A 17,580-nucleotide genomic window follows, 5' to 3' on the forward strand; every position below is an offset into this window, starting at 1 on the left:
TTCAAGCGCTAACTGCTATAGCTTCTACACAGATATGCAGATCAGCCAGCACCTCGCAGAGGTGCGTTTGAGACGAGGCGCAAAGCCGCAGACAGTAGCAGCGCTACGGCAAGGCTTTGCAACGACGTATCAAGGCTGATATGCATATCACTACCGTCCTAAGTAGACTTCGATCACGCGCTCATCGGCTTGCACCTGGGCCAGCGTGCCTTCGGCCAGCACGCTGCCATCACACAGCACCGTCACCTTTTCGCTGATGGTGTTGATGAAGGACATGTCGTGCTCCACCACCATCAGGCTGTGCTTGCCCTTGAGCGTGAGGAACAGCTCGGCCGTGCGGGCGGTTTCGTCGTCTGTCATGCCGGCCACGGGTTCATCGAGCAGCAGCAGCTTGGGCTCCTGCATGAGCAGCATGCCAATCTCCAGCCACTGCTTCTGGCCGTGGCTGAGCACACCTGCCTCGCGGTTCACTTCTGCCGCCAGGTGGATGGTGTGCAAGATGTCGGCCAGCCGGTCTTTTTGCGCGCTGTCGAGCTTGAAGAACATGCTGTGCTTGACGCCCTTGTGCGTCTTGAGCGCCAGCTCCAGGTTCTCGAACACCGTCAGCTGCTCGAACACCGTGGGTTTCTGGAACTTGCGGCCAATGCCCAGCTGGGCAATTTCGGGTTCGTTATGGCGCAGCAGGTCAATGGTGCTGCCAAAGAACACCGTGCCTTTGTCGGGCCGGGTCTTGCCGGTGATGATGTCCATCATCGTGGTCTTGCCTGCACCATTGGGTCCGATGATGCAGCGCAGCTCGCCGGGCGCGATGTCCAGGTTCAGGCCGTTGATGGCCTTGAAGCCGTCAAAGCTCACATGCACATCTTCCAGGTACAGGATGCGGCCATGGGTCACATCCACCTCACCGGGCACGGCAATGCGCTTCATGCTGGCGCTGCGGCCGCCGGATTCGGTATTGAGGGCCGCTTTTTCCACGGCCGCACGCATGCGGGCAGCGCCCGCTTCCATCAGGTCCGGGGTCATGCCGCACCTCCTTCCTTGCGCACAGAGGTTTGATTGGCTTCGGTCGCGGTGACTGGCGCCGCTGGCGTCTTCTTGCGGCGCAGCTTGCGCACCAGACCGACGATGCCATCGGGCATCCACAGCGTCACGGCAATGAACAGCGCGCCGAGGAAGTACAGCCAGATCTCAGGCGCTGCCACCGTCAGCCAGCTCTTGGCACCATTGACGGCAAAGGCACCGACGATGGGGCCAATCAGGCTGGCGCGGCCGCCCACGGCCGTCCACACCGCGATCTCGATGGAGTTGGCCGGTGACATTTCCACGGGGTTGATGATGCCCACCTGCGGCACATAGAGCGCACCTGCCACACCGCACATCATGGCGCTGATGACCCAAATGGTCAGCTTGTACGGCAGGGGCGAGTAGCCCGAGAACATCACGCGCGACTCGGCATCGCGGATGGCCTGCAGCACGCGGCCAAACTTGCTGCGCACCAGCCAGCGCGCCAGCAGGAAAAAGCCCAGCAGCGTGCAGCCGGTGATGACGAACAGCGCCATGCGCATTTCCTGCGTAGCCAGCGGCATGCCGAGGATGCTTTTGAAGTCGGTAAAGCCGTTGTTGCCGCCAAAGCCGGTCTCATTGCGAAAGAACAGCAGCATGGCCGCATAGGTCAGCGCCTGCGTGATGATGGAGAAATACACCCCCTTGATGCGCGAGCGGAAGGCAAACCAGCCGAACACAAAGGCCACGAGGCCGGGCACGGCAAAGATCAGGATGAAGGTGGCGATAAAGCTGTCGGACAGCGCCCAGAACCAGGGCAGCTCCTTCCATGCCAGAAACGTCATGAAGGCAGGCAGCGCATCCGGCCCGGCCGACTGGCGGCTCAGGTACATGCCCATCACATAGCCACCCAGCGCAAAGAACAGGCCGTGGCCCAGACTCAGAATGCCGGTGTAGCCCCAGATCAAGTCCATGGCCAGTGCGCAGATGGCAAAGCACATGATCTTGCCCAGCAGCCGCACGGCATAGTCAGACAGGTGGAGCGCACTGCCCTCTGGCACCCAGAGGTTGAGCACCGGCGCTACAGCGCAGACCACGATCAGCGCCACCATAAAGGCGGACCAGCCCGCCTTGCTCAGCAGCGGCTTGCGATCGGGCAATTCCACCGGCACAAATACGCTGCTCTTTAATGTTGTTGAAGCATTCATAACTTGGTTCCTTCAGCATGCGCATAACGACACCCACATTCGCCAGAGACAGCGAGCAAGGGCCGCCCCACAGCGAGGCTGTCGTTCCGCTTCTCGCATAGCGAGAAAGGGGGCTGAGTGCCGCGGCTCCAAGCCTGCCTGCGCAGGCTTGGACGGCAACGAAGAGCAGCCGCCTCTGGTGGCTGCACGTGGGCAAAGCGATTCAGGGGGTGTTTCATGTTTCCGCGCTGCGTCCCTTCATCGCGAAGATGCCTTGGGGCCGCTTCTGGATGAAAGCAATGATGAAAACCAGCACCGCGATCTTGGCCAGCACCGCACCGGTCCAGCCTTCGAGGAACTTGTTGAGAATGCCTAGCCCCAGCGCGGCATACACCGTGCCAGCCAGCTGGCCCACGCCGCCGAGCACCACCACCATGAACGAGTCCACGATGTAGCTCTGCCCCAGGTCCGGCCCCACATTGCCCACCTGGCTCAGCGCGCAGCCCGCCAGCCCGGCAATGCCGCTGCCCAGTGCGAAGGCCATGGTGTCCACGCGTGCGGTGTTCACGCCCATGCACGAGGCAATCGGGCGGTTTTGCGTCACACCGCGCACAAACAGACCCATGCGGGTTCTGGCGATGATGTAGGCCACCCCTGCCAGCACCGCAAAGGCAAAGGCAATGATGATCAGGCGGTTGAACGGCAGTGTCAGATTGGGCAGCACCTGCCAGCCGCCGCTCATCCACACGGGGTTTTCCACGGCCACGTTCTGGGCGCCAAAGACGCTGCGCACCAGCTGCATCAGCACCAGCGAAATGCCCCAGGTGGCCAGCAGCGTCTCCAGCGGACGGCCGTACAGAAAGCACAGCACCCCGCGCTCCATGATGGCACCCACCAATGCTGAGGCCATGAAGGCCACAGGCACGGCAGCCAGCAAATACCAGTCAAAGAAATCGGGCAGATAGCTGCGGAATACGCCCTGCACCACAAAGGTGGCATAGGCGCCAATCATCATCAGCTCGCCGTGGGCCATGTTGATCACACCCATCAGGCCGTAGGTGATGGCCAACCCCAGCGCCACCAGCAGCAAGATGGAGCCCAGACTCACGCCGGTGAAAGCAACCCCAAGGCGCTCGCCCCAGGCCAGCTTGTCTTCTACTTCAGCCAGCGCACGCTTGAGGGCTGCCTTGACCTTGTCATCCTGCTCGCTGGATAACTGTTCGTTGAGTAGCAGGCGTGTCTGCGGTGAGGCTTTTTGCGCCAGCTGCACGGCTGCTGCCATGCGCTGCGCTGCGTCGGCACTGCCCAGCAAGGCGGCAGAGCGTGCCAGTTCCAGCTCTGCACGCACCGCTTCATGTTTTTCCTGTGCCAGCGCCTTTTCCAGCGTGGCAAGGCGATCCGGGTTGGCGCCCTTGAGCATGGCGCGCGCAGCTTCCAGGCGCTCGCTGTCTGTGCCCACCCACAAATTCAGTTCTGCCAGCGCATTGGCAATTTCACGGCGCAGGCGGTTGTTGGTGCGTGCGTCTTCTGCCGCCGCAGGCAGACTGGTAGCAGTGCCGCTGACTGGGTCGATGGCCGCACCACCGCGCACGATGAAAGCACGGCCTTCGCCATGCTGCACTTCGCCATCACGCAGGGCATTCAGAAACTGCGCCACGCGGGCAGCGTCACCATGGGCGACAGCGTCTTGCATGGCCGCAATACGGCTGTTGTTGTCGCCATCGGCCATGGCCAGGGCTTGTTCTGCCGTGAGCGCATGGGCCGGCAGCTGGCTCATGGCGGCAGCCGCTATGGCAGCTCCCAGCCAGGGCCTGATAAGGCGCAAGAGAGGTAAAAACATAAGCAGTCCAATCAACAAAAAGCCCGTCACACCGGACGGGCCCTTGCAACAGAGATTCCGGGTCTGGCACTGCCTCGCAACAGCTGTGCCAGATTCGGTGTTTGCAGCGCTTACTTTGTCTCTGGCTCGTCCTTCTTCTTGTCGTTGCCTTCAATGAAAGGGCTCCAGGGCTGGGCCTTGATGGGGCCTTTGGTCTGCCACACCACGTCAAACTGGCCATCGGCCTTGATCTCGCCAATCAGCACAGGCTTGTGCAGGTGGTGGTTCTTGGGGTCCATGGTCAGCACATAGCCGCTGGGTGCCTGGAAGGTCTGGCCCGCCATGGCGGCAATCACCTTGTCCGGATCGGTGCTCTTGGCCTTTTCCACGGCCTGCTTCCACATGTTGATGCCCACGTAGGTGGCTTCCATGGGGTCATTGGTCAGAGGCTTGGTGGACTGGCCAGGCAGGTTCTTGGCCTTGGCGTAGTCGCTCCACTGCTTGATCCAGGCTTCGTTGGTGGGGTTCTTCACGCTCATGAAGTAGTTCCACGAAGCCAGATGACCCACCAGCGGCTTGGGGTCCAGACCGCGCAGCTCTTCCTCACCCACGGAGAAAGCCACCACGGGTACATCGGTGGCCTTCAGGCCCGCATTGCCCAGTTCCTTGTAGAAAGGCACGTTGGAGTCGCCATTGATGGTGGAGATCACCGCTGTCTTGCCACCGGCAGAGAACTTCTTGATGTCCGCCACGATGGTCTGGTAGTCGCTGTGGCCGAAGGGGGTGTAGGCCTCCATGATGTCCTTGTCATCCACACCCTTGGACTTCAGGAAGGCACGCAGGATCTTGTTGGCTGTGCGGGGGTAGACATAGTCTGTGCCCAGCAGCACCCAGCGCTTGGCAGCACCACCGTCTTCGCTCATCAGGTATTCCACGGCGGGAATGGCCTGCTGGTTGGGCGCTGCGCCGGTGTAGAACACGTTCTTGCTCAGCTCTTCGCCTTCGTACTGCACGGGGTAGAACAGCAGGGCGTTGTTTTCTTCATAGACGGGCAGCACGGACTTGCGGCACACCGAAGTCCAGCAGCCAAAGGTCACAGCCACCTTGTCCTGGCTGATCAGCTGCTTGGCCTTTTCTGCCGCCAGCGGCCAGTTGGAGGCGGTGTCAATCACCACAGGCTCCAGCTTCTTGCCCAGCACACCACCCTTTGCGTTGATTTCCTCAATGGTCATCAGGGCCATGTCCTTGAGCGCAGTTTCCGAAATGGCCATGGTGCCCGACAGTGCATGCAGCACACCCACCTTGATGGTGTCTGCCGCCTGTGCAGCCAGACCGGTAAAACCCAAACCTGCAACAGCTGCAGCAGCAGCCAAAGACTTCAAAGTGAAACGACGCTGGGTCATGGAAAGTGCTCCTCAATGGGCTGTATGAAGTATTCGCTGGCCTCCCTGACCAGCTTGCTGCACTTCAAAGCAAGCGGTGTGCCACTTTCAGACCAATCCATGCAATTCACGCTATTGGTGCGCCCCATCCAGCGATGCACCACAACAGAACGCAGACGCACCAACTGCGCCACGGGCACATCCAGAGCGCGTCCAGTCATGGCACCAAAAAAGACAACGCCACGCACCACAACAGCGCTTGGCACGCCTCTTGCAGATTGCATAGCAAGGGGCACAGATGCCCCACACCAATACGTCTACCGACGAGGGAATCGAAACGATGGAATTAACTCCCCGCGGTCAGTCGGCGCAGCCGACTGCTCGGACCCATTAAGGAAGCTGTAATGGAATTGACGCCAAGAGAAAAAGACAAGCTGCTGATCTTTACCGCAGCCCTGCTGTCCGAACGCCGCAAGGCCCGAGGCCTGAAGCTGAACTACCCCGAAGCCGTGGCCCTGATCAGCGCCTTTGTGATGGAAGGCGCACGCGATGGCAAGACCGTAGCCCAACTCATGAGTGAAGGCCGCACCGTGCTGACGCGTGAGGACGTCATGGACGGTGTGCCTGAAATGATTCCCGACATCCAGATCGAAGCCACCTTCCCAGACGGCACCAAGCTGGTCACGGTGCACGAACCCATTGTTTGATTACAAGCCTTTTTGGCCTCCAGCCCTTATCCCATCTGCGCTAACAGCTATGAAAACTAAACACCTGATTGCCGCTTCCGTTGCCACAGCTGCAGCCCTGCCTCTGACCGCCCTCGCCCATGTGGGCAGTGATGGCGGCGGCCACCATACTTTTCTGGACAGCTTCACCCACGCCATTGCCCACCCCTTTGGCGGTGCCGACCACCTGGCCGCCATGCTGGCAGTCGGTGCCTGGAGTGCACTGGCCTTTGGCAAGTCCGGCAAGGCCTGGGCCGCGCCTGCAGGCTTTGTGGCACTCTTGGTTGCAGGCTGCCTGGCAGGTTTTGCTGGTCTGCAAATCCCTGCGATCGAGCCCATGATTGCTGCCTCCGTGCTGGTGCTGGGGCTGCTCGTGATGGTGCAGCAGAAGATGGCCGCAGGTGCGGCAGCTGGCCTGGTGGGCGTGTTTGCCTTCTTCCACGGCGCAGCCCACGGCTATGAGCTATTTGAAGAGTCCTTGGCCCCTGCAGCGGGCGTCATCGTGGGCATGGCCGCAGGCTCTGCCATCTTGCACCTGGCTGGCATGGCAGTGGGCCACCAAGTCATGCGGCGCTTTCAGACTTTGGCCAAAGTGGCTGGCGGCCTGACCGCTGCGCTGGGCGCCTTCATGCTGACCCGTCTGGCTTGAAGAAAGGGCTTGCCATGATTCCCGGAGAAATCTTGGTCGATGAGGGCGTACACGTCCTCAACCCCGGTCGCCCAACTCTGACGCTGGTGGTCAAGAACGCCAGCGACCGCCCGATTCAGGTTGGCTCGCACTATCACTTTGCCGAGACCAATGCAGGCCTGGAATTTGACCGCCAGGCAGCCCACGGCAAGCGCCTGAACATTGCCAGCGGCATGGCCGTGCGCTTTGAGCCGGGCCAGCAGCGTACGGTGGAACTGATTGATCTGGCAGGCAACCGCAAGGCCTATGGCTTTCGCGGCCTGGTGCAAGGAGATTTGTGATGGCTAGCATGGACCGACGCGCCTACGCCGAAACCTTTGGCCCCACCGTGGGTGACCGCGTGCGGCTGGCAGATACCGACTTGCTGATCGAAGTGGAGAAAGACTTCACCCTGAACGCGGGCGGCTATGGCGAGGAAGTGAAGTTTGGCGGCGGCAAGACCATTCGCGATGGCATGGCACAAAGCCAGCGCTCACGGGAACAAGGCGCCATGGACACGGTACTGACCAATGCGCTGATCGTGGACCACTGGGGCATTGTCAAAGCCGACATCGGCTTGAAGGACGGGCGCATTGCAGCCATTGGCAAGGCCGGCAATCCTGACACGCAGCCGGGCGTGGACATCATCATTGGCCCGGGCACGGAAATCATCTCCTGCGAGGGCAACATCGTCACCGCCGGTGGCATAGACACCCACATCCATTTCATCGCACCCCAGCAGATTGAAGAAGCGCTCACCAGTGGTGTGACCACCATGATCGGCGGCGGCACGGGCCCGGCCACAGGTACTTTTGCCACCACCTGCACGCCTGGCCCCTGGAATATGGAGCGCATGCTGCAGGCCGCGGACGCCTTCCCCATGAACCTGGGTTTTCTGGGCAAGGGCAATGCGGCGCTGCCAGCAGGGCTGCATGAGCAGATTGCCGCCGGTGCCATTGGCCTCAAACTCCACGAAGACTGGGGCAGCACGCCTGCGGCCATCAGCAACTGTCTGGATGTGGCTGAGGAAACCGACACCCAGGTGGCCATCCACACCGACACGCTCAATGAGTCTGGCTTTGTGGAAGACACGGTGGCAGCGTTCAAGGGCCGCACCATCCACACCTTCCACACCGAAGGCGCGGGCGGCGGCCATGCACCGGACATTCTGAAAGTGGTGGGTGAAGCCAATGTGCTACCGTCTTCAACCAACCCCACGCGCCCCTACACCATCAACACGCTGGACGAGCACGTGGACATGCTGATGGTCTGCCACCACCTGGACGCCAGCATTGCCGAAGACCTGGCCTTTGCCGAAAGCCGTATCCGCAAGGAAACGATTGCGGCCGAAGACATCCTGCACGACATTGGTGCCATCAGCATGTTCAGCTCCGACAGCCAGGCCATGGGCCGTGTGGGGGAAGTGATTCTGCGCACCTGGCAAACCGCCCACAAGATGAAGCAGCAGCGCGGCCAACTACAAGGCGACAGCGCGCGGCACGACAACTTCCGCGTCAAGCGCTACATCGCCAAGTACACCATCAACCCCGCAATCGCCCACGGCATCAGCCACGAAGTAGGCAGCATTGAAGTGGGCAAGTGGGCCGATCTCGTGATCTGGAAGCCTGCATTTTTTGGCGTCAAGCCCTTTTGCATTCTCAAGGGTGGCTTCATCGCCATGGCCGCCATGGGTGATCCGAATGCCTCCATTCCCACGCCCCAGCCTGTGCACTACCGTCCCATGTTTGGTGCGTTCGGTGGCGCCATTGCCAAGACCTCGCTGACGTTTGTTTCGCAAGCTGGTTTGGCCGCAGGCATTAGGGAACGCTTTGGGCTGCACAAAACGCTGTCCGCCGTCAAAGGCATTCGCGGCGTGCAAAAGCAGCACATGATCCACAACGATCTGGCGCCACGCATGGAAGTGGATGCACAGACTTATGCCGTGCGTGCGGACGGGCAGCTCCTGACCTGTGAACCAGCAAGGAGCCTGCCCATGGCCCAGCGCTACTTCCTGTTCTGAAGTGTGTTGAGCGTAAAGGCCGTACCAGGATGCTGAACACCCTTGCCCGCATACCAGGCCAGCCAGTCGCTGGCAGGCACCACAGGCGCATGCTGCACCGTGGTGGGCAAGGCTTCATAGACCAGCACGGCCATCATCTGTGTGCCGCCACCGGTCAGCGCCACAGGCATGGTCAGAATGCGTTTGGTGTATTCGCCCACATCGGTGGGCCACAGGCCTTCGATGCCATCGAGGGCCTGTTCCAGCGCCGCATCAAGCGGATACACCTCTGCCAGCACCTGCTGCGTGCCTACCAGCTGCAGGCCCGGGTAGTAGCCCAGATCATGCAAAGTGCCTGTGAGCGTGGTGCGCCCTATGCAGGCAATGCCCGGACGCAACCGTGCAATGTCGTTGATGCCACCGGCACGCAAGGTCCCGTACACCGCCACATGGCCCACACCACAAGGCTGCCAGTCCGTTGCAGCCACCGAAGAAAGTGCAAAAGGGGTTGACATGTCTGTCATGCTATCAAGTGATGAAAACCGTGCGAGATGCACGATTCGCGCCAGTTTGTAGCTCCCCTTTTGAAAGTAAGAAACCTATGTTGACCATCAACAAACTCCTTCCCCAGGGCCAGGGCCTGGCCCGCGTGCTGCTCCAGCGTGCTGCCACCGTGGAGCTGGACTGGGATGTGCGCCAGAAATCGCGCTTTGCCGCCACCGACAGCCAGGGCCGTGAACTGGCCATCTTTCTGCCACGCGGCCAGGCCGTGCGCGGCGGCGATGTGCTGGTCGCCGAAGATGGCTCCATGGTGCGCGTGATTGCCGCACCGCAAAAGGTGCTCAAGATCACGGCCTGCGCCGAACACGGCACAGCCTTTGACCTGATGCGCGCGGCCTACCACCTGGGCAACCGCCATGTACCCATTGAGCTGCAGCCCGACCACCTCAAGATTGAACCCGACCACGTGCTGGCCGACATGCTGCGCAGCATGCACATGACGGTGGTTGAGGCTGATCTGCCGTTTGAGCCCGAAGGCGGCGCCTATGGCGGCCATGTGACCAATGATGGTCACAGCCACCACCATCACAGCCACACACACGATCACGGCCATGGGCATGACCACGGACATGCACAACACCAACACGTCCATGACGAAGGCTGCTGCGGCCATGGCCATCACCATGCGCATGAGCATGAGCATGAGCATGAACACGGTCACTGCTGCGACCACTCCCACGGCAAAGGTTGTGGTGGATGAGCTGGGTCTTTCTGATCGCTGCCGGTCTGTGTGAAATCTTCTATGCGGCTGCCATGCCACGCACGGAAGGTTTCACGCGTCTGTGGCCCAGCCTGTTCTGCTTTGCCTTTATTGCGGCCAGCATGTATTTGCTGTCGCTGGCCACACGCAGCATTCCGGTGGGCACGGCCTATGCGGTCTGGGTGGGCATTGGTGCCGTTGGCACTGCAGCCTACGGCATGCTGGTTCTGGACGAAGACCGCAGCGTGGCCCGCATGGCCTGCTTTGGTTTGATCATCATGGGCATTGTGGGACTGAAGTTCCTCAGCCTGCGCGGAGACTGAGACATGCCACTGACCCCTTTGCACCTGACCTCAGGCAGCTTTCTGCAGCTGATGTGGCTGGCCTCTCCGGCGCTGCCCATTGGAGGATTCTCCTATTCAGAAGGCCTGGAAGCAGCGATCAATGCTGCCCTGGTCACTACAGAAGATGAAGCGGCGCGCTGGCTGGTCGATCAACTGCACCTCACCCAGTCACGTGGCGATATGGCAGCCATTGCCCAGGCCATGCCTGCCTGGGCCACGGATGACCACACACGCCTGCAAGCACTGAACACCTGGGTACGTACCACACGCGAGAGCAGTGAACTGCGCCTGCAGACCGAGCAAATGGGCCGCTCGCTCATCGAATGGCTCAAGACCCGCTACGCCGATACGCCTGAAACGCTGGAGCGCGTGCAATGGCTGGGCGCGCAGGACGCCAGCTACCCACTGGCCTTCTCACTGGCCGCCATGCTGGCCGGTGCCACGACACGCTATGCCCTGCTGGCCTATGCCTTTGGCTGGGCCGAGAACATGACGCAGGCGGCCATCAAGGCCGTGCCACTGGGCCAGAGCGCTGGCCAGCGCATCCTGGCACGGCTGACCCACGAAATTCCTGCCGCCGTTGAGCATGCCCTCACCCTGCCCGACGGAGCACGACAAGCTTTTTCGCCCATGCTGGCCATTCTTTCGGCACGGCATGAACACCAATACTCACGCCTCTTTCGTTCATGAGCACTGCACTGCATCACATTCCCAACCGTACCAAGAAACTGCCACCACTGCGCGTAGGCATTGGCGGCCCTGTCGGCTCCGGCAAAACCACCATCCTCGAAATGCTGTGCAAGGCCATGCGCGAGAAGTGGGACCTGATTGCCATCACCAATGACATCTACACCAAGGAAGACCAGCGCCTGCTGACCATCAGCGGTGCCCTTCCGCCCGAGCGCATCATGGGTGTGGAAACCGGTGGCTGCCCGCACACAGCCATCCGTGAAGACGCCTCCATCAATCTGGAAGCCATCAACCGCATGCTGGTGGATTTTCCGAATGCAGACATCATCTTTATCGAATCGGGCGGTGACAACCTGGCAGCGACCTTCAGCCCCGAGCTGTCCGATCTGACCATCTACGTGATCGACGTAGCCGCAGGCGAAAAAATTCCACGCAAAGGTGGCCCCGGCATTACCAAGAGCGACCTGTTCGTCATCAACAAGATCGATCTGGCGCCGCACGTGGGCGCCAATCTGGACATCATGCGCAGCGACACCATCAAGCAGCGCACCACACCCAAGGGTCTCAAGCCCTTTGTGATGACCAATCTGAAGACTTTGGATGGACTTGAGGAAGTGATTGCGTTTATCGAAAAACAGGGCTTGCTGGTGAGCAACAGCTAATTGCTGCACGACTGCGGAGGGGAGCTGCGGCTCCCACTGTACCCTCGTCCAGCGTGACAAAGCACAGAAAAAACAAAAAAGCGCCACAGCTCTTGGAGCTATGGCGCTTGATGGTGGTGGGTCCTGAGGGATTCGAACCCTCGACCAACGGATTAAAAGTCCGCTGCTCTACCGACTGAGCTAAAGACCCGCCCGAAACTTTCAACTGAATAACAAAGCCCTGCTATTTTTACAGTAGCAGGGCTACAAATCTTTTGGTGGGTCCTGAGGGATTCGAACCCTCGACCAACGGATTAAAAGTCCGCTGCTCTACCGACTGAGCTAAAGACCCGACCTACTAATCAGAACAGCAAGCTGTGCTGATCAGCGAATAAATGGATTGTAGCAGCACTTTTTTGGTGTTTTTGAAAAAACGTGCTACTTTTTCGGGTTCTTCGCAATCTCATCCAGCACCCAGCCCACGGCGCACATGCCAAAGGTGGCGGTCACAGACACCACCGAGCCATAGCCGCTGCAGTTGAGTGTGCCGTCTGCCCCAGACATCTGGCACGATGCATCGGGCTGCATCACGGTCTCGCGGCTGAAGACGGTCACAACCCCCATCTTCTTGCCATCGCGGGGAGCGTTGAATTCCTTGCGCAGGCGATAGCGCAGCTGGGCCAGCAATGGGTCATGCGTGACCTGAGACAGATCATCGACCTCTACCTTGTGGGCCAGACGCTTGCCGCCGGCTGCACCCACCGTCATCAACATGCGCTTGTTTCTGCGTGCCCACTGGGCCATGGCCAGCTTGGCCTTGACCTGGTCACAGGCATCAATCACCGCATCTACACCCGCGGGCAGGATCTGCGGCCAGTTCTCAGGCTCCACAAAATCTTCAATGCAATGCACGACACAGGCTGGGTTGATCTGTGCAATGCGCTCACGCATGGCCTCTACCTTGGCCTTGCCCAGTGTGTCAGTAAGCGCATGGATCTGGCGATTCACATTGGACTCGGCCACATTGTCCAGATCAATCAGCGTGAGACTGCCAACGCCACTGCGTGCCAGTGCTTCTGCCGCCCAGGAGCCCACGCCCCCTACCCCGATCACAGCGACATGCGCACCACGGATGCGTGCTGCACCATCTCTGCCGTACAGGCGTTCCAGCCCGCCGAAGCGGCGCTGCAAGTCTGCACCCTCTAAAAAACTGTCGCCAGCAGAACTGGCGACAGAAGCATTCGAATGTTCTGTGGAACTCATTACTTCAAACGTTGCAGACGCTCTTTGGCCACGGTTGCGGCCTCGGTGCCGGGGTAGTTCTTGACCACTTCCCCTAGCGTCTGGATAGCACCCTTGGTGTCTTTCAGCTCCAGCTGGCAGTTCGCAATCGACAGCGTTGCGTCTGCGGCGCGCTCATGCTGAGGGGCAGCTCTGAGCATGGACCTGAAGTTGGCAATGGCTTCCTTATAGTCACGTCCTGCATACTGGGTATTGCCCAGCCAGAAGCGCGCCGAAGGCATGTAGCCACTACCTGGATAGGTATTGACAAAATTCGCAAAAGCCTTGCGCGCGTCTGCAAAGTCACCGGCGCGGAACTTTTCCAGCGCAGCATCAAAATCGCGCTTTTCTGCAGGGTCTGCCGAGAATTCCAGGCCGTCCATCTGCACCTGTACAGGCTCAAACTTGCTCAGACGCTCATCCAGCCCTGTGGCCAGATCTTTCTGACGGCGCTGCAGCTCGGAGATTTCACGTTCCAGCTGTTCCTTGGTGCCTGTGAGCTGCGCAATATCGCGTCGCATGGACTCGATCTGCGCCTGCAGATCCAGCATGCCTCGGCGCATGGCTGCCGTTTCTTCGGCATTGGCATCGAAACGCTGACGCAGCTCCAGAATCGCACGACGAGCTTCTGCATCTTCCAGAAATGCATGTGCAGGCGTCATGAATGCCGTGCACAGGCTGGCGGCAGCCAGTGCACGGACACCCATTCGCAAAGTGAGATTGCGAATGTTCATGCTTTAACGGTAGGAGATTTCAGCACGACGGTTCTGCGAGTAAGCAGATTCGTCATGGCCCACGGAAGCAGGCTTTTCTTCACCATAGCTGACGGCTTCCACCTGGCTGTCGCTCACGCCCAGCAGGTTCAGCGAACGACGCACAGCTTCGGCACGCTTTTGGCCCAGCGCCAGGTTGTATTCACGACCACCGCGTTCGTCGGTGTGACCTTCAACGGTCACCTTGCGCGCAGGATCAGCCTTGATGAAGCGGGCATTGCCTTCCACCAGTGCCTGGTCTTCGGGCTTGACGACAAAGCTGTCAAAGTCGAAGTACACCACACGGCCTACGCCCTTAGGGCCACCGTCTGCGTCGATTTGCATACCGGTCAGATCCACACCGGTCACGCCGCTGGCTGCGCCGGAAGTGGTGTCGCTGCCGTTGGCACCGTTCGCGTTTTCATCCAGCTTCACGCCGGACGAGCAACCGGCCAGCAAAGCCGCAACAGACAGTGCAATAGAAACACGTTTAAAAGTAAACATCATTTTTTCCTCTCCTAGGAATGCTAGGTAAGTCTTGTAACGCGGCGCGATGACAAAGGTTTACCTGTCGCAATCAATATTTTTGATAAGGACCCCAGTCAGGCTCTCGGATTTCGCCGCCTTTGCCTGCCAGACGTGCTTTGATCTTGCCGTCCAGTGTGGTCGTCATCAATGCTTCACGACCGCCTTGCTTGGTCGCATACACAATCAGGCGGCTGTTAGGCGCGAAGCTGGGGCTTTCATCCTCGGAGGTATCGGTGATCGCAGACACCTGACCGTTTTCCAGATCCATGACGTGCAGCTTGAAAGCTCCACCCACACGCGAGATGTACGCCAGCCAGCGGCCATCGGGGCTGACCGCAGGCGAAATGTTGTAGTTACCGCTGAATGTGACGCGCTGCGCGCTGCCACCACTGACGGGCACCTTGTAGATCTGGGGAGAGCCGCCGCGGTCGCTGACAAAGAAAATCGTCTGGCCATCTGCCGAGAATGCGGGCTCGGTATCAATGCCATTGCTCTGGGTCAGACGCTTGGGCTCACCACCATGCGAGCTGATGGTGTAGAGCTGGGACAGGCCATCGCGCGTCAACGTCACAGCCAGTGTCTTGCCATCGGGCGACCAGGCTGGCGCACTGTTGGAGCCACGGAAGTTCGCCACCAGACGGCGGCGGCCCGTTGCCACTTCGTGCACATAGATCACGGGCTTGCGTGCCTCAAAGGACACATAGGCCAGCTCTGCCCCGTTGGGCGACCAGGCCGGAGAAATAATGGGCTCAGTGCTCGACAACGCAGACTGGGCATTCTCGCCATCGGCATCTGCCACCCACAGCACATAGCGCTTGCCCGCCTTGGTGACGTAGGCAATGCGGGTGGAGAAGATGCCTTTTTCACCCGTCAGTTTTTCATAGATGAAGTCAGCAATGCGGTGCGCCACCAAACGCAGATCACCCTGCACCACGACAAAGCCCTGCCCGCCCAAGTCCTGGGCCTTGACCACATCCCACAGGCGGAAGCGTACGTCATAGCGGCCATCGGTCAGGCGTGTCACGCTGCCCGTTGCCAGGGCATCAGCGCCACGCTGGCGCCACTCTGCCATGTCAGGACGCGAGGTTTCATCCAGTGCCTGTCCCGTAGCCGGGATATTGCGAAACAGGCCACTGCGTTCCAGGTCGGCGCGAACGATCTCAGAGATCTTCTGCGACACGCCCTCTTCGCCACGGAATGCTGGCAAGGCAATCGGAATCTGCGTCAGACCAACGCCACTGACTTCGACACGGAATTGCGCCAGCGCTGGCATGGCCGGCACAGCCGCCAAAGCCCCGAGCATGGATCGACGCGATGCAAGTGCAGTGCTTGCACTGGAGATAAAAGCTTGGAATGGGTATTCAGTATTCATGCGCAGCCATCATGTGCCGGATTAGGCTCCCGGTGTAATGTGGGAATGTTACACACAGTTCAGTGCCCGCGAGCAAACCATTGCTGTGTCAATGTGTATGACTGCGTAAGCGCCCGAGAGAGCGCACGTAGAATCGGCGGCGACATGCAAAGCAATTCCCCCCATATCCGCATGGCAGCCCCTGCCTCCACTGATTTGCCCCTGCGCCAGCGCCTGGCTCGCGTTGCGCCCTACTTTGGCAATCAGCGCATGGCGTGGAGTCTGGCCATCATTGCCACCCTGGTTGGCTCAGCGACAGAGCCCTTGATTCCCGCCCTGCTGCAACCACTGCTGGACAGCGGCTTTACCAAGGGCACGCTCAACCTGTGGCTGGTGCCCGTATTCATCATCGGGCTTTTTTTCATTCGTGGGCTGGCCCAGTTTGCAGGTCAATATGCACTCTCGCGCATTGCCAATGAAGGCATGCTGCGCCTGCGCAAGGATTTGTTCGAGCGCGTGCAGGTGGCGCAGATGGACTTGTTCTCCAAGCAGTCGGCCAGCGCCCTGTCCAATACCGTGGTGTATGAGGTGCAAACCGGCGCTACGCAGCTGGTGCAGGCATTTCTGGCCATTTCACGCGATGGTTTCACGCTGATCGCGCTGCTGGGCTATCTGCTGTATCTGAACTGGCAGCTTACGCTGGCTGTAACCTTCATCGTTCCCACCGTGGGCTGGATCATGAAGACCCTGTCGCGCCGCCTGTACCGCATCACCAAGAGCAGCCAGCAGGCTACCGATGCGCTGGCCTATGTGGTGGAAGAAAATGTGCTGGCCCACCGCATGGTGCGCCTGCATGGTGCACAGCAGTCCCAGACCAACCGTTTTGTGGAACTCAGCCGCCAGCTGCGCAAGCTCAATATCAAGTCCACCATCGCCTCGGCAGCCATGACACCGACCACCCAGCTGATGGCGGCCGTTGCCCTGTCTGCGGTGATCTGCATCGCCTTGTGGCAGGGGCGCAATGAAGACGTTACCGTCGGCAGCTTTGTGGCTTTCATCAGCGCCATGCTGATGCTGATTGCGCCGCTGCGCCGTATGGCCGATGTGGCCAACCCCATCACGCGTGGCGTGGCTGCCCTGGAGCGCGGCCTGGCGCTGATGGAAGACAGCACCGCCGAGCAAGGCGGCTCGCAGCGCCCAGCCAGCGTCAAAGGCAAGATTGAGCTGTGTGATGTCAGCGTCTCTTTTGGCGAAGACAAGGCCCCCGCACTCAGCCGCGTAAACCTGACCGTTCACCCTGGTGAAGTCGTGGCGCTGGTTGGTCCGTCCGGTGCGGGCAAGACCACGCTGGTCAATCTGCTGCCACGCTTTCTCAACCCTACTGCGGGCGAAGTGCGCATGGATGGGCTAGCCCTGCCGCAGTGGGACCTGAACTATCTGCGCCAGCAGTTCGCCATGGTCAGCCAGGATGTGGTGATGTTCAATGACACTGTGGCCGCCAACGTGGCTCTGGGGCTGGAGGTGGATGAAACCCGCGTCTGGTCCTGCCTGGAGGCCGCCAATCTGGCCGAGCATGTGCGCCAGATGCCCAACGGCATCCACACCGAAGTGGGCCACAACGCCACGCAGCTCTCAGGCGGTCAGCGTCAGCGCCTGGCCATTGCACGCGCGCTGTACAAGAATGCGCCGATTCTGATTCTGGACGAGGCCACCTCTGCGCTCGATACCGAGTCCGAGCGTCTGGTGCAGCAGGCCTTGCAGACCCTGATGCAGGGCCGCACCACCCTGGTGATTGCCCACCGCCTGTCCACCATTGAACATGCCAACCGTGTCGTGGTCATGGAACGTGGCCACATTGCCGAGCAAGGCACCCACGCCGAACTGATGGCCATGGGCGGTCTGTACGCCCGACTGCAGGCACACACAGGCAGCCAAGGCAACTAAAGACAGC

General features: G+C 60.2%; 19 protein-coding genes and 2 tRNA genes. 9 read left to right on the plus strand and 12 right to left on the minus strand.

Features of this window, described 5'->3' with window-relative positions; all coding sequences use genetic code 11:
* Positions 1-150: 150 nt before the first annotated feature.
* From urtD to F7P80_RS03455, 5 genes are all read right to left on the minus strand, one after another.
* On the minus strand, positions 151-1,023 hold the full coding sequence (gene urtD, locus F7P80_RS03435) for an urea ABC transporter ATP-binding protein UrtD (RefSeq protein WP_058879899.1): 873 nt from the start codon (positions 1,021-1,023) through the stop codon (positions 151-153).
* Entirely contained in the window at positions 1,020-2,210 is a 1,191-nt protein-coding gene (urtC, locus tag F7P80_RS03440) for an urea ABC transporter permease subunit UrtC (RefSeq protein ID WP_054067679.1), read from the minus strand. The genes urtD and urtC overlap by 4 nt, the downstream gene beginning before the upstream one ends.
* A 214-nt stretch (positions 2,211-2,424) precedes the next feature.
* Positions 2,425-3,966 carry an urea ABC transporter permease subunit UrtB gene (gene urtB / locus F7P80_RS03445; RefSeq protein ID WP_249041365.1) on the minus strand — a complete coding sequence of 514 codons (1,542 nt, stop codon included), beginning with the start codon at positions 3,964-3,966 and terminating at the stop codon, positions 2,425-2,427.
* 173 nt (positions 3,967-4,139) lie between these two features.
* Positions 4,140-5,411 (minus strand): urea ABC transporter substrate-binding protein, encoded by a 1,272-nt coding sequence (urtA, locus tag F7P80_RS03450; RefSeq protein ID WP_151042827.1) that lies wholly within the window; start codon positions 5,409-5,411, stop codon positions 4,140-4,142.
* Positions 5,408-5,611, minus strand: a complete 204-nt coding sequence (locus F7P80_RS03455) for a hypothetical protein (RefSeq protein ID WP_151042830.1) — start codon at positions 5,609-5,611, stop codon at positions 5,408-5,410. The genes urtA and F7P80_RS03455 overlap by 4 nt, the downstream gene beginning before the upstream one ends.
* A 183-nt stretch (positions 5,612-5,794) precedes the next feature.
* Here F7P80_RS03455 and F7P80_RS03460 point away from each other — a divergent pair, with 183 nt between their 5' ends.
* The 4 genes from F7P80_RS03460 to ureC are packed head-to-tail and all read left to right on the plus strand — an operon-like array spanning position 5,795 to position 8,802.
* Positions 5,795-6,097: an urease subunit gamma gene (locus F7P80_RS03460; RefSeq protein ID WP_058879897.1), complete on the plus strand. Its 303-nt coding sequence runs from the start codon at positions 5,795-5,797 to the stop codon at positions 6,095-6,097.
* A gap of 49 nt (positions 6,098-6,146) precedes the next feature.
* Complete coding sequence (locus F7P80_RS03465) at positions 6,147-6,764, plus strand: HupE/UreJ family protein (protein ID WP_054067674.1); 618 nt, start codon at positions 6,147-6,149, stop codon at positions 6,762-6,764.
* A 14-nt stretch (positions 6,765-6,778) separates the two neighbouring features.
* Positions 6,779-7,084 carry an urease subunit beta gene (locus F7P80_RS03470; protein ID WP_054067673.1) on the plus strand — a complete coding sequence of 102 codons (306 nt, stop codon included), beginning with the start codon at positions 6,779-6,781 and terminating at the stop codon, positions 7,082-7,084.
* Positions 7,084-8,802, plus strand: a complete 1,719-nt coding sequence (gene ureC, locus F7P80_RS03475; protein ID WP_054067672.1) for an urease subunit alpha — start codon at positions 7,084-7,086, stop codon at positions 8,800-8,802. Before F7P80_RS03470 ends, ureC begins: the two co-directional genes overlap by 1 nt.
* Here the strand turns inward: ureC and F7P80_RS03480 are convergent.
* Positions 8,787-9,296: a gamma-glutamylcyclotransferase family protein gene (locus F7P80_RS03480; protein WP_151042833.1), complete on the minus strand. Its 510-nt coding sequence runs from the start codon at positions 9,294-9,296 to the stop codon at positions 8,787-8,789. The two genes, ureC and F7P80_RS03480, sit on opposite strands and share 16 nt — an antisense overlap.
* An 86-nt stretch (positions 9,297-9,382) precedes the next feature.
* Between F7P80_RS03480 and ureE the strand changes: the two genes are divergently transcribed.
* Genes ureE through ureG form a run of 4 tightly spaced genes read left to right on the plus strand, consistent with a single transcriptional unit; the run spans position 9,383 to position 11,738 of the window.
* A complete protein-coding gene (gene ureE / locus F7P80_RS03485; protein ID WP_151042836.1) occupies positions 9,383-10,042 on the plus strand; it encodes an urease accessory protein UreE in 660 nt (219 codons plus the stop codon).
* A complete protein-coding gene (locus F7P80_RS03490) occupies positions 10,039-10,365 on the plus strand; it encodes a DMT family transporter (RefSeq protein WP_058879894.1) in 327 nt (108 codons plus the stop codon). The genes ureE and F7P80_RS03490 overlap by 4 nt, the downstream gene beginning before the upstream one ends.
* A gap of 3 nt (positions 10,366-10,368) precedes the next feature.
* Entirely contained in the window at positions 10,369-11,076 is a 708-nt protein-coding gene (locus F7P80_RS03495) for an urease accessory protein UreF (RefSeq protein WP_151042839.1), read from the plus strand.
* Positions 11,073-11,738, plus strand: a complete 666-nt coding sequence (gene ureG / locus F7P80_RS03500; RefSeq protein ID WP_151042842.1) for an urease accessory protein UreG — start codon at positions 11,073-11,075, stop codon at positions 11,736-11,738. The genes F7P80_RS03495 and ureG overlap by 4 nt, the downstream gene beginning before the upstream one ends.
* Before the next feature lie 114 nt (positions 11,739-11,852).
* Here the strand turns inward: ureG and F7P80_RS03505 are convergent.
* The 6 genes from F7P80_RS03505 to tolB form a co-directional block, all read right to left on the minus strand.
* Positions 11,853-11,928, minus strand: a tRNA-Lys gene (locus F7P80_RS03505).
* A gap of 65 nt (positions 11,929-11,993) precedes the next feature.
* Positions 11,994-12,069 (minus strand) — tRNA-Lys (locus F7P80_RS03510).
* 86 nt (positions 12,070-12,155) lie between these two features.
* Positions 12,156-12,980: a tRNA threonylcarbamoyladenosine dehydratase gene (locus tag F7P80_RS03515; RefSeq protein WP_151042845.1), complete on the minus strand. Its 825-nt coding sequence runs from the start codon at positions 12,978-12,980 to the stop codon at positions 12,156-12,158.
* Positions 12,980-13,732 (minus strand): tol-pal system protein YbgF, encoded by a 753-nt coding sequence (ybgF, locus tag F7P80_RS03520; RefSeq protein ID WP_054067666.1) that lies wholly within the window; start codon positions 13,730-13,732, stop codon positions 12,980-12,982. The genes F7P80_RS03515 and ybgF overlap by 1 nt, the downstream gene beginning before the upstream one ends.
* Positions 13,733-13,735: 3 nt before the next feature.
* Positions 13,736-14,254 carry a peptidoglycan-associated lipoprotein Pal gene (gene pal, locus F7P80_RS03525; protein ID WP_054067748.1) on the minus strand — a complete coding sequence of 173 codons (519 nt, stop codon included), beginning with the start codon at positions 14,252-14,254 and terminating at the stop codon, positions 13,736-13,738.
* 73 nt (positions 14,255-14,327) lie between these two features.
* Positions 14,328-15,581, minus strand: a complete 1,254-nt coding sequence (tolB, locus tag F7P80_RS03530) for a Tol-Pal system beta propeller repeat protein TolB (protein WP_151042848.1) — start codon at positions 15,579-15,581, stop codon at positions 14,328-14,330.
* A 213-nt stretch (positions 15,582-15,794) separates the two neighbouring features.
* Here tolB and msbA point away from each other — a divergent pair, with 213 nt between their 5' ends.
* Positions 15,795-17,573, plus strand: a complete 1,779-nt coding sequence (gene msbA / locus F7P80_RS03535; RefSeq protein WP_058879892.1) for a lipid A export permease/ATP-binding protein MsbA — start codon at positions 15,795-15,797, stop codon at positions 17,571-17,573.
* Positions 17,574-17,580 lie beyond the last annotated feature (7 nt).

It is taken from the genome of Comamonas kerstersii (assembly GCF_008801935.1).
Taxonomy (GTDB): Bacteria; Pseudomonadota; Gammaproteobacteria; order Burkholderiales; family Burkholderiaceae_C; genus Comamonas; species Comamonas kerstersii.

Coding starts and splice junctions, on each gene's coding strand:
- urtD (WP_058879899.1), bottom strand. CDS start 1,023: ATGACCCCGGACCTGATGGAAGCGGGCGCTGCCCGCATGCGTGCGGCC.
- urtC (WP_054067679.1), bottom strand. CDS start 2,210: ATGAATGCTTCAACAACATTAAAGAGCAGCGTATTTGTGCCGGTGGAA.
- urtB (WP_249041365.1), bottom strand. CDS start 3,966: ATGAGCCAGCTGCCGGCCCATGCGCTCACGGCAGAACAAGCCCTGGCC.
- urtA (WP_151042827.1), bottom strand. CDS start 5,411: ATGACCCAGCGTCGTTTCACTTTGAAGTCTTTGGCTGCTGCTGCAGCT.
- F7P80_RS03455 (WP_151042830.1), bottom strand. CDS start 5,611: ATGACTGGACGCGCTCTGGATGTGCCCGTGGCGCAGTTGGTGCGTCTG.
- F7P80_RS03460 (WP_058879897.1), top strand. CDS start 5,795: ATGGAATTGACGCCAAGAGAAAAAGACAAGCTGCTGATCTTTACCGCA.
- F7P80_RS03465 (WP_054067674.1), top strand. CDS start 6,147: ATGAAAACTAAACACCTGATTGCCGCTTCCGTTGCCACAGCTGCAGCC.
- F7P80_RS03470 (WP_054067673.1), top strand. CDS start 6,779: ATGATTCCCGGAGAAATCTTGGTCGATGAGGGCGTACACGTCCTCAAC.
- ureC (WP_054067672.1), top strand. CDS start 7,084: ATGGCTAGCATGGACCGACGCGCCTACGCCGAAACCTTTGGCCCCACC.
- F7P80_RS03480 (WP_151042833.1), bottom strand. CDS start 9,296: ATGTCAACCCCTTTTGCACTTTCTTCGGTGGCTGCAACGGACTGGCAG.
- ureE (WP_151042836.1), top strand. CDS start 9,383: ATGTTGACCATCAACAAACTCCTTCCCCAGGGCCAGGGCCTGGCCCGC.
- F7P80_RS03490 (WP_058879894.1), top strand. CDS start 10,039: ATGAGCTGGGTCTTTCTGATCGCTGCCGGTCTGTGTGAAATCTTCTAT.
- F7P80_RS03495 (WP_151042839.1), top strand. CDS start 10,369: ATGCCACTGACCCCTTTGCACCTGACCTCAGGCAGCTTTCTGCAGCTG.
- ureG (WP_151042842.1), top strand. CDS start 11,073: ATGAGCACTGCACTGCATCACATTCCCAACCGTACCAAGAAACTGCCA.
- F7P80_RS03515 (WP_151042845.1), bottom strand. CDS start 12,980: ATGAGTTCCACAGAACATTCGAATGCTTCTGTCGCCAGTTCTGCTGGC.
- ybgF (WP_054067666.1), bottom strand. CDS start 13,732: ATGAACATTCGCAATCTCACTTTGCGAATGGGTGTCCGTGCACTGGCT.
- pal (WP_054067748.1), bottom strand. CDS start 14,254: ATGTTTACTTTTAAACGTGTTTCTATTGCACTGTCTGTTGCGGCTTTG.
- tolB (WP_151042848.1), bottom strand. CDS start 15,581: ATGCTCGGGGCTTTGGCGGCTGTGCCGGCCATGCCAGCGCTGGCGCAA.
- msbA (WP_058879892.1), top strand. CDS start 15,795: ATGCAAAGCAATTCCCCCCATATCCGCATGGCAGCCCCTGCCTCCACT.